Origin of the sequence: Paenibacillus hamazuiensis (assembly GCF_023276405.1) — a bacterium.
Classification (GTDB): Bacteria; Bacillota; Bacilli; order Paenibacillales; family NBRC-103111; genus Paenibacillus_AF; species Paenibacillus_AF hamazuiensis.
In genome coordinates, this window is the sequence record NZ_JALRMO010000001.1 from 6,624,140 (window position 1) to 6,637,699 (window position 13,560).

The window sequence follows — 13,560 nt, forward strand, 5'->3', positions numbered from 1 at the left end:
TTATCCTTACATTCACGGACAGGTTCGTCGAACCTTTAAGCCAGCGCCTGCTTCAGCACCTCACCCGAATTTTCCCAAATGTCAGGCCCTTGCTCGATCAGGCAGCGCTTCAGCGCCGCTTTCTCGGCATCGCTCAGTCCCTCCAAAATGATGCGCCGCTTCAGCGCGTAGTCCATCTTGTTAACGTGATCGGCGAGAATTTTCCAGCCCTTGCGCGCTTCCGGGTCAACCAGCATCTCGCAGGCCGTAACGCCCGCGTAATACTTTTCTCCCTGCTCATTTCGGTCTACAGCGACCCAAACGATCCAGCATTTACGGCCGTTCGGCACGTCTTCCTTATTCGTGGAAAACTTGATGCCCTTCTCGACCTTGCTCTTGGCGTGCATTGCGCCCATATCCAAATATGCTTCATCGCCGTCGATAATGACGCTCGACATGTTGTTCAAATCGATTGAACCGGCTCCAAAGCCTTTATGCTCGACCTTGCCGCTGACGATATTGAGCGCCAGCTTTTTCCCTTTATCCGCTTCCACTGCATGGCACCATCCATTCCGAAAAATGGCCCGAATTCACACTTTCCGGCCTTCCTTTTATTTTAACGAATGTGCGGCCTCTTTTTCAAACCCCACGGTAAAAATTTCTCGGCCCATTGCTAAAAAATGGTTGACTGCTTCGGCAGCCGGTCATACACTAATCATTAGCTGACTAAATATTAGAAAGGAGCGACTCCTCTTGCGCGATTCGAACTCGTTGATGCATATGATGGGGCATGTCATGAAGCTCCACCGCCACCATATTCACGTGCTGCTGCAGGATTACGAGGTATATCCCGGCCAGCCTCCCTTGCTGATGCGTCTCCTTGAGCGGAACGGACAGAGCCAAAGCGAGCTTGCCGCAAAAATGCGGGTCAAGCCGGCCACGCTGACCGTCATGATCACCCGCATGCAAAAAAACGGGCTCCTTGAGCGAAAGCCGGACCCCCGCGACCAAAGGGTTTCCCGGGTCTTTTTGACGGAAAAAGGGCTGGAGGTGGCCGGCAAGGTGAAAGAGGCGATCCATGCCTCCGAGCAAAAATGCTTCGAAGATTTCCGCGAGGAGGAGAAGCTGCTGCTCCGCCGTTTTTTGCTTCATATGCATGACAATTTAAGCAAGGATATCGAATCCGAACATAGTTAGTCGACAAAATAATGAGGTGATGGAAGCGATGTGGAAGCTTGCGACCTACTTGAAACCTTATTGGTTATCCGTTCTGCTCGCGCCTCTGCTTATGCTGCTCGAGGTGTATATGGATTTGCTGCAGCCGAAGCTGATGGCGAGCATCGTCAACGACGGCGTCATGAAAGGCGATCTGCAGCACATTCAGCATACCGGAGGCTTCATGCTGCTGTACGCTCTGATCGGACTTATCGGAGGGGTGGGCTGCACGGTTTTTTCCAGCAAAGCCTCGCAGTATTTCGGAGCCGATCTTCGGAAAGCGCTGTATCGGCATGTGCAAACGTTCTCGTTCGGCAATCTGGACCGTTTCAAAGCGGGCTCGCTCGTTACCCGGCTCACCGGAGACATCGTTCAGGTGCAAAATCTCGTGCAAATGACGCTGCGCATCTTCGTCCGCGCTCCGTTCCTCGCACTCGGGAGCGTTGTCATGGCGCTGACGATCAGCCCGCGTCTGGCGCTGGTGCTCGCCGTGTCGATCCCGATTTTGTTCGTCGTGCTGTATTGGCTGATCCGCTTGTCGTTCCCGCTGTTCGCCAACGTGCAGGCGAAGCTGGACGCCGTGAACAACGTGCTGCAGGAAAACTTGTCCGGCATCCGCGTCGTCAAAGCGTTCGTGCGGGCGGACTACGAGCGCAGCCGCTTCGGCGATGCAAACCAAGATTACACTGATATGGCGCTGAAGGCGGCGAGAATGATCGCGCTGAACATGCCGCTGATGATGTTGATAATGAACTTCAGCATCGTCGCCGTGCTTTGGTTCGGAGCCGCACAAACGTGGAGCGGTTCGCTGCAGGTCGGCGATCTGATCGCCTTTTTGAACTATGTGATGCAGGTGCTCGCCTCTCTGCTGATGGTCGGCATGATGCTGATGAACGTTTCCCGCGCCAAAGCGTCCGCCGACCGCATTAACGAAGTGTTTGCTGCGAATTCGGAGATTGCCGAACGAACGGACGCCCGGGACGATGCCATTCGCTTCGGAAAAATCGAGTTCGACCGCGTCTCGTTCGCTTATGGCGCAGAAGCCAAGGAGATCGTGCTGAGCGATATCAGCTTCACCGCGGAACCCGGGCAAACGATCGCCATTCTCGGCGCGACGGGCTCCGGCAAATCGTCGCTCGTCGGCCTGATTCCCCGCCTGTACGATGCATCCGGCGGCCGGGTGCTCATTGACGGGACCGACGTGCGGGACATCTCGCTCCGGCACCTGAGAAGCCGGATAGGCATGGTGCTTCAGCAGTCGATTTTGTTCACCGGTACGATCCGCGACAACATCCGGTTCGGCAAACCCGACGCTTCCCAAGAGGAAGTCGAAGCGGCGGCGAAAGCGGCGCAAGCCCACGATTTCATCATGGGCTTCCCGGACGGCTACGATACCGAGCTCGGCCAGAAGGGCGTCAACCTGTCCGGCGGGCAGAAGCAGCGCATATCCATCGCACGGGCTCTGCTCGTCCGGCCGAAGGTGCTCATTCTCGACGACAGCACGAGCGCCGTCGATCTCGGGACCGAATCGCGAATCCAGAAAGCGCTGAGGGAGCTGATGGCCGGCAGCACCTGCGTGCTCATCGCTCAGCGAATCTCATCGGTGCTCGATGCGGATCTGATATTAGTGTTGGAGGACGGACGTATCGTAGCGCGGGGAACGCACCGCGAGCTGATGGCGCAAAGTCCCGTTTACCAGGATATCTACAAATCCCAGTTGGGCAAGGAGGAGGTCCTTCATGGCTGAGGCACCCGTCCGAAAAGATGCTTCGCCGGAAATCGGCCGGCCGCCCGGCCCTCCGATGGGCATGGGCATGCCGATGGGCGGCGGAGGCGCAGGCCGCGGCATGATGCCGAAGGTGCGCGCCAAAAATACCCGCGCCACCCTCGGGCGCATATGGCAATATTTGAGCCGGCAGCGCGCCGGGCTGATTTCGGTTTTCGTGCTGTCCATCGCCAGCTCGGGTCTCGCGCTGGCCGGACCGTATTTGATCGGCAAAGCGGTAGACGATTACGTCATTCCTCAGCAGGCTGCCGGACTTCTGCGGATATGTCTGCTTCTGCTCGTCGTCTATGCGTTCGGCAGCTTCGCGACCTGGCTTCAAGGTTATGTGATGGCCGGCGTCGCCCAGCATACCGTCATGGAGATGCGGCGCGATCTGTTTTCCCACCTGCAGAAACTTCGGCTCCGTTTTTTTGACGGCAAAACGCATGGGGAACTGATGAGCCGTACGACCAACGATATCGAAAACGTTTCGAACTCGCTGAGCCAAAGCGTGACCCAACTGATTGCCAGCTTCGTCACGCTCGCCGGATCGCTCGCCATGATGCTGGCGTTAAACGTATGGCTCACGGTCATCAGCCTCGTTACGGTCCCTCTCGTCACTCTGGTGACGGGGTTCATCTCGAAGCGCACCCGCCGGTTTTTCAAGGACCAGCAGCAGCATCTCGGGGAGCTGAACGGGTATATTGAGGAAACGGTGTCCGGCCAGAAGGTCGTGCAAATTTTTCGCCGGGAGCAGGCTTCGCTGCAGCAGTTCCACGACATTAATCTGAAACTCCGCGACTCGAGCGTGAAAGCGCAGGTGTTTTCCGGGACGATGGGACCGGTCATGAACGTGCTGAACAACTCCAGCTTTGCGCTGATCGCGGCAATCGGAGGCTGGATGGCGCTGAACGGCTGGACGACGATCGGGGTTATCGTGACGTTCCTTAACTATTCCCGCCAGCTCGGCCGCCCGATCAACGAGCTCGCCAACCAGTACAACATGATTCAATCGGGCATCGCGGGGGCTGAACGGGTGTTCGAGATTCTCGATACGGAGACGGAATATGAGGATCCCGGGGAAGGCCGGCAAGTAGCGGGCGTCGAGGGTGAAGTGATTTTCAAGGACGTCAGCTTCAGCTATAAAAAAGATTCGCCCGTGCTCCGCGATGTCACCTTCACTGCGCGTCCCGGCGATTGCGTCGCGCTGGTCGGTCCGACGGGCGCCGGGAAGACGACCATCGTCAATCTGCTGACGCGATTTTACGAAATCGACAGCGGTACGATTACGATTGACGGGACGGACATTCGCGACATGGACAAAAACAGCCTGAGAGGCCGGCTCGGCATCGTTTTGCAGGATGCGTACCTTTTCGTAGGTACGGTCCGCGAGAACATTCGCTACGGCCGGCTGGATGCCACGCCCGAAGAAGTCGAAGCCGCCGCGAAGCTGGCGGGCGCCGACAGCTTCATCGCCAAGCTGCCGCAGGGCTACGATACGGTGCTGACGGCCGAAGGCGGCAACCTGAGCCAGGGGCAGCGGCAGCTGCTGACGATCGCGCGGGCGATCCTCGCGAATCCGTCCGTCCTCATTCTCGACGAGGCGACCAGCAGCATCGATACGCGCACGGAGATGCATGTTCAAGCGGCGATGAACGTGCTGATGAAAGGGCGCACCAGCTTCGTCATCGCCCACCGGCTGAGCACGATCCGCGAGGCGGACATGATTCTGGTCATTAACGGCGGGCAGATTATCGAGCGGGGCACTCACGAGGAGCTGCTCGCACGGCAAGGTTTCTACGCCGAGCTGTACAACAGCCAATTCCGCAGGGTTATGTGAAGCAGGTAATGGCCACAACGTACTGACCGAGAGCGCCAAATCCCGCTCTCAGTCTCGCTTAGCGCTTGTTCCGGTGGCCGAGAGACGGTTTTTCCTCCTCTCGGCTCTTCCCGCCTCCCGCCGCGGCCCAATAACCGGGCCGAGAGCGCCCATTCCCGCTCTCAGTCTCGCTTGACGCTTGTTCCGGCGGCCGAGAGACGATTTTTCCTCCTCTCGGCCCTTCCCGCCGCATCTCTTCCTCAAGCCGCTCCCTACGCCGGGAGCGGCCTTTTTCCGCTTTGTCCCATTTTTTCATGGAGCGTTAGATATATTCCCCGGCTTGCCCACATATACATGCTGTAGATGCTTGTCAACGGGGTGAAAAAGTAATGAAAACCGCTCTCTCCCATCCTTTCGCCAAATGGATGACCGCCTTTCTGCTCGCCACGAGCACGACACTCATAGCCGGCTCGCTCCTGCAGCAGCCTTCCGGGCTTGGCGATCCCATTCCTTTCAAGGAGTCACCCGCCGCCGCCGTGCTGGCCCAGCTTACGGAGCCGGTGATGCCGGCCACAGAAAGCCCGCTGCCGCCCGCCGTGCCGGCGAAGCCCCTGGAGCGCCCCGCCCCCAAGCCGCTAAGCGACCGCATCGTTGAATACCACATGACCGTCGATCTGAACGCGGAGCACAAGAAGCTGGACGGCCAGCAAACGCTCACCTGGAGAAACCCCGGCGCAAAGCCAGTAAGCGAACTTTACTTTCATCTGTACCCGAATGCCTTCGCTTCGAAAAAAACGACGTTTATGAAGGAATCCGGGGGCCAGCTGCGGGGCGATAAAGCGAAGGAAGGCAGCTTCGGCGGCATGGAGCTTCTCTCCATGAAGACGCTGACCGGAGAAGACCTGCTGATCCGCGCCGAATACGTCCAGCCGGATGACGGCAACAAGGAGGACCGCACGCTGCTCAAGGTCACTTTGCCCAAGCCGGTGGCCCCCGGCGAGAAGCTGACGCTGCGGACCGATTTTACCGTACAGCTCCCTACCGTGTTTGCCCGCATGGGCTACCTGGACGACTTTATTATGGCCGGACAATGGTTCCCGAAAATCGCCGTCTATGAGCCGGCGGGAACAAGGGGGCGTGCGGAAGAAGGCTGGAGCATTCACCAGTATCACGGCAATTCCGAGTTTTACGCCGATTTCGGCATCTATGAAGTGAAGGTGAAAGTGCCTTCCAAATATACGGTCGCCGCGACGGGTTTCCCGACGAGACCTCCGGTCGACGACGGGCAATGGAAAACATACAGCTTCTACGCCGATGACGTGCACGATTTCGCCTGGTCCGCCTCGCCGAATTTCGTCTACGTCGAAGAGCCGTATGCGACTGCCAATTTGCCCGGGGTCAAAATCAAGCTGTACCTCGATCCGTCCCACGAAGCGCTCAAAACCCGCTACATGACCGCCGCCAAAAAAGCGCTCGCCCGCTACTCGCAGTGGTTCGGCAGCTACCCGTACTCGACGCTGTCGATCGTGGTTCCTCCGAAGGGGGGCAATGGCGCCGGGGGGATGGAATATCCGACGCTGATCACCAGTTGGGCCGCCGAGGAAGAGAAGCCCGATCTGGAACTGGAGCGCGTGCTCGTTCACGAAATCGGCCATCAGTTTTGGTACGGCATGGTGGCGTCGAACGAGTTCGAGGAAGCTTGGCTCGATGAAGGCTTCACCTCTTATGCCGAAGATAAGCTGATGGAGGCGGAATACGGCGTACGTCCGAACCTGCCGGTCGAGTCAAGTTACATTACCGCACCGGAGCCTCTCAAGCAGCTTGCCTGGAAGTACAAGGGACACGACGAGTATGCGGAAAACGTGTACACCCGAGCCAAGCTGGTGCTCAAATCGATCGAACGGCAGGTCGGCCCGGAGCTTATGGAACGCATCATGAAAAACTACTTCCAGCAGTGGAAATTCAAGCATCCCACTACGGCCGATTTTCAGCGCATCGTCGAGGATACGACGAAGGCGGGCTGGGACGACTTTTTCAAGCAATATGTATTCGGCGGCATGATGACGGACTTCGCGGTCGACGGCATCCGCGTGAAACCGCTGGAGCATGACGGTCTCACGCTTTACGAATCGAGCGTGCTTATTCGCAAGCTCGGCGGCAGCTACGGCCACGTTCCGATCGTATTCCATTTCGCCGACGGCTCGCAAACCGGCAAAGTGTGGGAAGGCACCGAGAGCGAAGTCATTTTCAAGCTGACGCACTCCTCCCCCGTCGACTGGGTCGCCATCGATCCCCATTATACGAACGTGCTCGAGAACAAACATATCAACAGCTTTATGAGAACGAACGTGGACCCGAAGCTGGCGATGCGCTGGAATCTCGGCTCCGTCAAATTTATTGAGACCTTGTTCGGCTGGGTCGCATGGTGAGGTGAAGAAGATGCTAATAACAATCAAGGAAGGCTGGAACATGGCGTGGAAGCAGCCTTTCGCCGTCATCGCCCTGTTCGTTTACAATCTGATATGGGGACTTGTTTTATACAAGCTCGTCTACTCCATCATCGTTCCGCTGCTTCACCGTTATCCCGGAGCCGACATGGGCCGCGAAGCGGCCCGTCTCTTCTGGATCGAGAGCCAGTTTCAGCTGTCGAAAACCGACCTGCTCCAACCGTACCTCTGGTGGGCGTTCGTCCTGCTCGTCACCCGGATGCTGCTGACTCCGCTGCTGAACGCCGGCCTCTTCTTCTCGCTTCACCATACCGATCTCAATTCCGGCTATCGCTTCTTCCGCGGCATTCGCCAATTGGCCGTGCCGTTTCTCGGCCTGTACGGTCTTCGGATGCTGCTTACGCTCGCCCCGCTGTGGTGGGTCCTCCCTTCCGCCGCCGGCGTGCTGAAGACCCGGTTTACCTACGAGTCGATCGCGGCGGATCTGCTGCCGATCCTTGCGGCGTACCTGGCGTACGGATATCTCCTTCATCTGGTCTTCATGTACCTGCAGTTCTCGATAACGGGCGGCCGCCCCTCCTGGGAAGGTCTGCTCACGATGGGCCGGGGGATTTTGCCTGCTCTCGGCGCTTCCATCCTGCTGCTGCTCGTCGGCTTCCTCCTGACCGCGGTCGTCATGTCCGCTTCAATGATATGGGCCGGATTTTTCGCCCTGCTCGGGTACCAGGCATACCGGCTGGCGCAAATGTTTTGCAAAGTATGGGCCATTTCGGCCCAATACCGGATTTGGCTGGCGAAGGCGTAAATTGTCGAAATCGACAATCGTATAGATAGAGCAGGATTTGACACAGGATCGGGCTCCGTCTCTTTACAGAGGCGGGGCCTGATTCTTTTTTGCGCAGAAAACCCGCATAAAACAAGCGTTTGGCGATCTGTCGTCTGATTTTAAGAGCTAGTCCTAAAAACAGGTGATATTCGGAGATAAACGTACCTTTTTCGAGGTTTTTTGTGAAAATTTTGTGTCCCGAGCAGGAATTTCGCTTTTTTTGACGAATTTGAAGTACCAGCAACAAAATCAACAAGAAAAACTTGCCGAATTCCCTCACCAGAGGGAAACGGGGGAACCACTTCCGGGTGAATTGATCTCGATTTCAAGTGATCATAGGGAACCTTCAACCGAACCCTAAAGCTAACCTCGTAGGCACAGGAAGGGGAACTTGTTTTGAAAAAGTTTGCTGTACTCGTGTTTACCTTGGCGATGTCCGTCTCCATCGGAGCGGGCAGTGTTTTCGCGGAAACGCCGCTGAGCCAGGCGGTCAATTCGGTGATGGGAGCTCCGTACAAGTACGCGGGCACCACCGAGAAAGGCTTTGATTGCTCCGGCTACACGTCCTACATTTTCGCGAAATTCTTCAACACGAAGCTGCCTCATTCGTCCAAGGATCAAGCACAGGAAGGCACATGGGTGGACAAAGATGATCTTCGCCCGGGCGATCTCGTATTTTTCAATACGGATGGCAAAGGAATCTCGCATGTAGGGATTTATGTCGGGAACGGCCAATTCTACCACTCCGCCACCAACAAGGGAATCACCGTAACGAAGCTGGATGATTCTTACTACAAGAAACGTTACGTGACCGCCCGCCGCGTCCTTTCGGACGAGCAGTACGAGCAAGTCATGACCGACTCCCCGTAAGGAGCCGACCCGGTAAAGCCCCTCAGAGCGATCCCTTTTTGTGAAGGACGGCGCGCTCTGAAGGGCTTTATGTCTTTAGGACCGGTGGAAAAAAACCTCTCTTTGCCTCGTCCGCCAGCCAGTGTATACTATATTTATACCGTAAGAGGGGTCGAGTTCCGCATGCTTGCAGGAAGCAAAAAAATAAGAGAGATTCCCAGATATATGAAGCTTCTCCTGGCATTCAGCCTGCTGATCGGGGCCATCCCCGTGCTGGCTTTAGGCTTGTTTTCCTATTATATTGCGGCGGGAGACGCAGAGCAAAAGACGAAGGAAAGCCACATGCAGCTTCTTTCGCAGACGCAAATGCGCATCGAGCAGTCCATGAAGACGCTTGAGCTGACGGCTATTCAGTTTGCGAACTCCCAGCTGGTCACCTCGTCGCTGAGTGAAACGATCGACGTGACGGACCTGACCCGAATCCGAAACCTTTATACGGGTCTTTATAATCTGCAAACGCTTCCCGGAATTAACGAGGGTTATTTGGTCGACCTGCAGCACGACTGGCTGATGAGCTTTACCTCCGTTATTCCTTTGAGCGGGCATCCGCTGCATGACGATCTTGCGGCATATGCCAAGCGGCCGAACAATATGTTTTGGGATACCGGATACGCGCCGCCGACCGGCGGCGGCGACGGGAGCAGCAACCGGAGTGAAACGATTCGCATGGTGCAGAAGCTGCCGATTTTGCCCTTCACCCAGCAGCCCCGGGGATTTCTGATCATCGAGATGCTGAAGACGCAGTTCCGGACGCTGATTGCCGGCAGTACGGAGCAGCTCGGTCGCATGTATATTTTGGACCGGGATGGGGTCGATTTTTTGGCGAAGAGCGATCAGGAGGTCGTTCCTTTTAATCCGATGAATGCGCTTATTTCCGAGCGGATTCGGCAGGTCGGCGAAACTTCGGGATTTCTGCACGGCAAGGTAAGCGACAAAGACATGGTCTTTTCTTACGTGCATTCGCCATACAACGGCTGGACTTACGTATATGCCATTTCGCTGGAGGAGATGACGCGGCAAACCCGCAAAATCGCCGTCGGCACCGTCGTGGCCTGCAGCGTCGTTTTCCTCGTCGTCGGCCTGCTTGCCTGGATCATCAGCAACCGGATGTACTCCCCCATACGGCGTCTGAACGAGATGACTCAAGCCGTATCGGTCGGCGTATCCGGCGGCAAGGATGAATTTTCCTCGCTGGAGGAACGGTTCCGCACGCTTTTCAGCGCCGGGCAGCAAATGAAGCAGCAGATGCAGGATCAATTTTCGCAGCTGAAGGAATTTCTGATGCTGAAGCTGTTTGCCGGGCAGCTGTCCGAAAGCGGTTTCGCCCATCGCAGCAAGCTGTACGGCTTCCCTACCGAATGGAGCCGCCTCGCCGTGCTGACGCTGCAAATCGATACGCTGCAGGACACGCGCTATCGCAGTCACGACCGGGAGCTGCTGCTGTTCGCGATTCATAACATCGCCTCGGAGCTGATTCCCGCTCATCTGAGGTTCAGCCCCGTGCTGCTCAACCAGTATCAGGTGACGCTCGTAAAAAGCGACCTGACAAGCGAGGTCGAGCTTAAGGAATATTATTACGGCATTGCCGAGCTGATCAAGACGAAGGTGCAGGAATTTTTGCAGGTCAGCGTCAGCATCGGCATCAGCCGCCCGTTTACCCGCACGTCCGATGCGGTGCTGGCTTACAATGAAAGCCTGGAAGCGCTGAAAAGCCGGATTTACCTCGGTCACGGAATGATTTTGCATTATGAGGACGCGCAGGCGGGCCTTAGCGAGATGGCCGCCGCCGCCTACACGCAGCTCAAATGGACGGAAGACCAGCTCGTACAGGCGCTGAAGCTCGGAGGCACGGAGAAAGCGATTCCTTGGCTCGATACCTATATCTCGGAACTGACGGCGCGCAATGTGAGCATTAACGAATACCCGGTTTTGATGATGCAGCTCGTCTCGCGGCTGTACCAGATCGTACAGGAGAAAGGCGGCACGGTCCATCACGTCCTGGGAGAGAGCGCCTCATACTCCGAGCTGATGAAGCTGAACACGCTCGAGGATATCGCGGACTGGTTCAAGCGCGATTTGCTGGAGCCGATCGGCGCTTATTTAAACCGGCAGGCGGAATCTCAGTACGTAAGCATCGCCAACAAGGTCATCCAGCTGGTCGAAGAGAGATACAATCAGGACATTACGCTGGAGGGCTGCGCCGCGGAGCTGAACTTCCATCCGGTCTACTTAAGCCGCGTGTTCAAGAAGGAAACCGGCATGACCTTCAGCGAATACGTTTCGGAATACCGGATGAGGCTCGCCAAGGAATGGCTGGAGACAACGACGATGAAAATTTCGGACATTTCGGACAAGCTGAATTACTCGAATACGACCGCTTTCATCCGCATTTTCCGCAAGGTCGTCGGCATGACGCCGGGACAGTATCGGGAACGAAACGGTCAGCATGAAGTGTGATTCCCCAAAGAGCTTCGAATAGCCTCCGTTTGGGCAGGAAAGACGCCGTCTTTCCGCTTAAACGGAGGCTTTTTTCGCAGATTTACCGGAACGTTGCTTTCGGTATATGCAAGGTTGCATTCGGTTAACTCCGCCCGCTCAGGCATTGCAGTTCCGGCAAGCATCCGGTGTTCGCAGCAAGAAGTTACATCCGGTCAATAGCATGTTTCCACACCTTCATTGATAATGAAACCATGCAGCGAAGATGATGTGAGACAATGAAAGGAGGCTGCGCGGTGAATACCCAAGCGAATGCCGAAATCCGCACGAAAGAAAGCGCATACAAGCTTAGGTGGTTGAAGGAATTGGCGAAGGATCGCTGGCTTTACTTAATGGCTTTGCCGGGACTCGCGTATTTTTTGATTTTTAAATATGTTCCGATGTACGGCATCATTATGGCCTTCCAAGATTTCAAGCCGCATCTCGGCTTTTTGAACAGCCCTTGGGCGGGGCTTAAGCATTTCGAGCGCTTTTTTGGCGAGGACCAGTTTTGGATGCTGTTCCGCAACACGTTCCTGCTCGCGATTTACAATCTGATCTTTTTCTTCCCGCTGCCGATCGTTTTGGCGCTCATGCTTAATGAGGTTCGAAGAGAGCGGTTCAAGCGGTTTGTGCAAACGCTCGTCTACATTCCGCACTTTGTTTCGTGGGTCGTTGTCGTCGGTATTTTCTACATTTTGTTCACCACCGAAGGCGGGGCGGTCAACGAGCTGCTCTTCAAGTTTACCGGGCAGAAAATTCCGTTTTTGCTTGAGCCGGAATGGTTCCGGACGATGATCGTCACACAGTCCATATGGAAGGAAGTCGGCTGGGGAACGATCATTTTCCTCGCGGCGCTGGCCGGGGTCGATCTGCAGCTCTATGAAGCGGCCCGTATGGACGGAGCCGGCCGCTGGCGGCAATTGTGGCACATCACCCTGCCCGCCATCCGCAGCACGATCGTCATTTTGCTGATTCTTCGCCTTGGCAATTTCCTCGATTCGGGATTCGAGCATATCTTCCTCATGCTCACGTCGACGAACCGGGAGGTCGGCGAAGTATTCGACACGTACGTGTACGTCAAGGGGCTGACGCAAGGGCAATACAGCTACAGCGCGGCGGTTGGCCTGTTTAAATCGGTTGTCGGATTGCTGCTTGTGCTTGTCGCCAACTGGATGGCCAAGCGCTTTGGCGAAGAAGGCGTATACTAACCCTCTGCAGAAAGGAAAATCGACCCATGACCTACGATAAAACATGGAGCAACCGCATTTTCGACGGTGTCAATTATACCCTCCTGACGTTGATCGGGCTTGTCTGCATCATCCCGTTTATTTATGTGCTGGCGGTTTCCTTCACGGCCCCGCATATCGTTGCGCAAGGCGGCTTCATTTTGTACCCGAAGGAAATTTCGCTCTCCGCATACAAGTACATTTTTTCCACGAATACGCTCGTCCGGAGCTTGGGTGTGTCCGTTTACGTCACGGTGGTCGGGACGCTGATCAATCTGGTATTCACGTCGCTGCTCGCCTACCCTCTCTCCCGGCCTCATTTGAAAGGGCGCAGCTTAATGCTGCTGGCCGTGCTCTTTACGATGCTGTTTAACGGCGGACTCATTCCGACGTATTATGTGGTCAAGTCGCTTGGCATGATCGACTCGCTCTGGTCGCTTATGATCCCGTCGGCGATCAGCGCCTTTAACCTGATCGTGCTCAAAAACTTTTTCCAGCAAATTCCCGACGGTTTGGAGGACTCTGCAAAAATCGACGGTTGCAACGACCTCGGCATCTTGTTCCGCATCGTTATCCCGCTGTCGCTGCCGGCGATCGCCACCTTCGGACTGTTCTACGCGGTCGACCATTGGAACAAGTTTTTCAGCGCCGTCATGTACATCAACACCAACACCAAATGGCCGATTCAGGTCGTGCTGCGGGAAATCGTCATCAACGCCAGCAGCCGCATCGGGGATACGAACATCGAGGAGATGAACATTCAGCCGCTGACGATCAAAATGGCGGTTATCGTCTTCGCCACACTGCCGATTATCGCCGTTTATCCGTTCCTGCAGAAGCATTTTGCGAAAGGCGTTATGCTGGGTTCGGTAAAAGGATAAATATACTTACATTCC

Annotated in this window: 10 protein-coding genes and 1 riboswitch; of the genes, 9 read left to right on the forward strand and 1 reads right to left on the reverse strand. The window is 55.9% G+C overall.

What is annotated here, in order from left to right; all coding sequences use genetic code 11:
- Positions 1-35 precede the first annotated feature (35 nt).
- A complete protein-coding gene (locus MYS68_RS29065; protein ID WP_248929149.1) occupies positions 36-533 on the reverse strand; it encodes a YwhD family protein in 498 nt (165 codons plus the stop codon).
- Positions 534-753: 220 nt separating this feature from the next.
- Between MYS68_RS29065 and MYS68_RS29070 the strand changes: the two genes are divergently transcribed.
- The 9 genes from MYS68_RS29070 (at position 754) to MYS68_RS29110 (ending at position 13,545) form a co-directional block, all read left to right on the forward strand.
- A complete protein-coding gene (locus MYS68_RS29070; protein ID WP_248931044.1) occupies positions 754-1,176 on the forward strand; it encodes a MarR family winged helix-turn-helix transcriptional regulator in 423 nt (140 codons plus the stop codon).
- Positions 1,177-1,204: 28 nt separating this feature from the next.
- The gene (locus MYS68_RS29075; protein WP_248929150.1) at positions 1,205-2,941 is read left to right on the forward strand and encodes an ABC transporter ATP-binding protein; all 1,737 of its coding nucleotides are present in this window, start codon (positions 1,205-1,207) and stop codon (positions 2,939-2,941) included.
- 55 nt (positions 2,942-2,996) lie between these two features.
- Positions 2,997-4,799, forward strand: a complete 1,803-nt coding sequence (locus tag MYS68_RS29080; protein ID WP_248931045.1) for an ABC transporter ATP-binding protein — start codon at positions 2,997-2,999, stop codon at positions 4,797-4,799.
- A gap of 368 nt (positions 4,800-5,167) precedes the next feature.
- A complete protein-coding gene (locus tag MYS68_RS29085; protein ID WP_248929151.1) occupies positions 5,168-7,207 on the forward strand; it encodes a M1 family metallopeptidase in 2,040 nt (679 codons plus the stop codon).
- A gap of 10 nt (positions 7,208-7,217) precedes the next feature.
- A complete protein-coding gene (locus MYS68_RS29090; protein ID WP_248929152.1) occupies positions 7,218-8,030 on the forward strand; it encodes a hypothetical protein in 813 nt (270 codons plus the stop codon).
- 275 nt (positions 8,031-8,305) lie between these two features.
- Positions 8,306-8,444, forward strand: a riboswitch (cyclic di-AMP (ydaO/yuaA leader).
- A gap of 3 nt (positions 8,445-8,447) precedes the next feature.
- Positions 8,448-8,921, forward strand: a complete 474-nt coding sequence (locus tag MYS68_RS29095) for a C40 family peptidase (RefSeq protein ID WP_420852168.1) — start codon at positions 8,448-8,450, stop codon at positions 8,919-8,921.
- Positions 8,922-9,125: 204 nt separating this feature from the next.
- Positions 9,126-11,417, forward strand: a complete 2,292-nt coding sequence (locus MYS68_RS29100) for a helix-turn-helix domain-containing protein (RefSeq protein WP_248929153.1) — start codon at positions 9,126-9,128, stop codon at positions 11,415-11,417.
- A 257-nt stretch (positions 11,418-11,674) separates the two neighbouring features.
- The gene (locus tag MYS68_RS29105) at positions 11,675-12,646 is read left to right on the forward strand and encodes an ABC transporter permease (protein ID WP_248929154.1); all 972 of its coding nucleotides are present in this window, start codon (positions 11,675-11,677) and stop codon (positions 12,644-12,646) included.
- A 26-nt stretch (positions 12,647-12,672) separates the two neighbouring features.
- On the forward strand, positions 12,673-13,545 hold the full coding sequence (locus tag MYS68_RS29110) for a carbohydrate ABC transporter permease (protein WP_248929155.1): 873 nt from the start codon (positions 12,673-12,675) through the stop codon (positions 13,543-13,545).
- Positions 13,546-13,560: the final 15 nt, after the last annotated feature.

Coding starts and splice junctions, on each gene's coding strand:
- MYS68_RS29070 (WP_248931044.1), top strand. CDS start 754: ATGCATATGATGGGGCATGTCATGAAGCTCCACCGCCACCATATTCAC.
- MYS68_RS29075 (WP_248929150.1), top strand. CDS start 1,205: ATGTGGAAGCTTGCGACCTACTTGAAACCTTATTGGTTATCCGTTCTG.
- MYS68_RS29080 (WP_248931045.1), top strand. CDS start 2,997: ATGGGCATGGGCATGCCGATGGGCGGCGGAGGCGCAGGCCGCGGCATG.
- MYS68_RS29085 (WP_248929151.1), top strand. CDS start 5,168: ATGAAAACCGCTCTCTCCCATCCTTTCGCCAAATGGATGACCGCCTTT.
- MYS68_RS29090 (WP_248929152.1), top strand. CDS start 7,218: ATGCTAATAACAATCAAGGAAGGCTGGAACATGGCGTGGAAGCAGCCT.
- MYS68_RS29100 (WP_248929153.1), top strand. CDS start 9,126: ATGAAGCTTCTCCTGGCATTCAGCCTGCTGATCGGGGCCATCCCCGTG.
- MYS68_RS29105 (WP_248929154.1), top strand. CDS start 11,675: ATGAAAGGAGGCTGCGCGGTGAATACCCAAGCGAATGCCGAAATCCGC.
- MYS68_RS29110 (WP_248929155.1), top strand. CDS start 12,673: ATGACCTACGATAAAACATGGAGCAACCGCATTTTCGACGGTGTCAAT.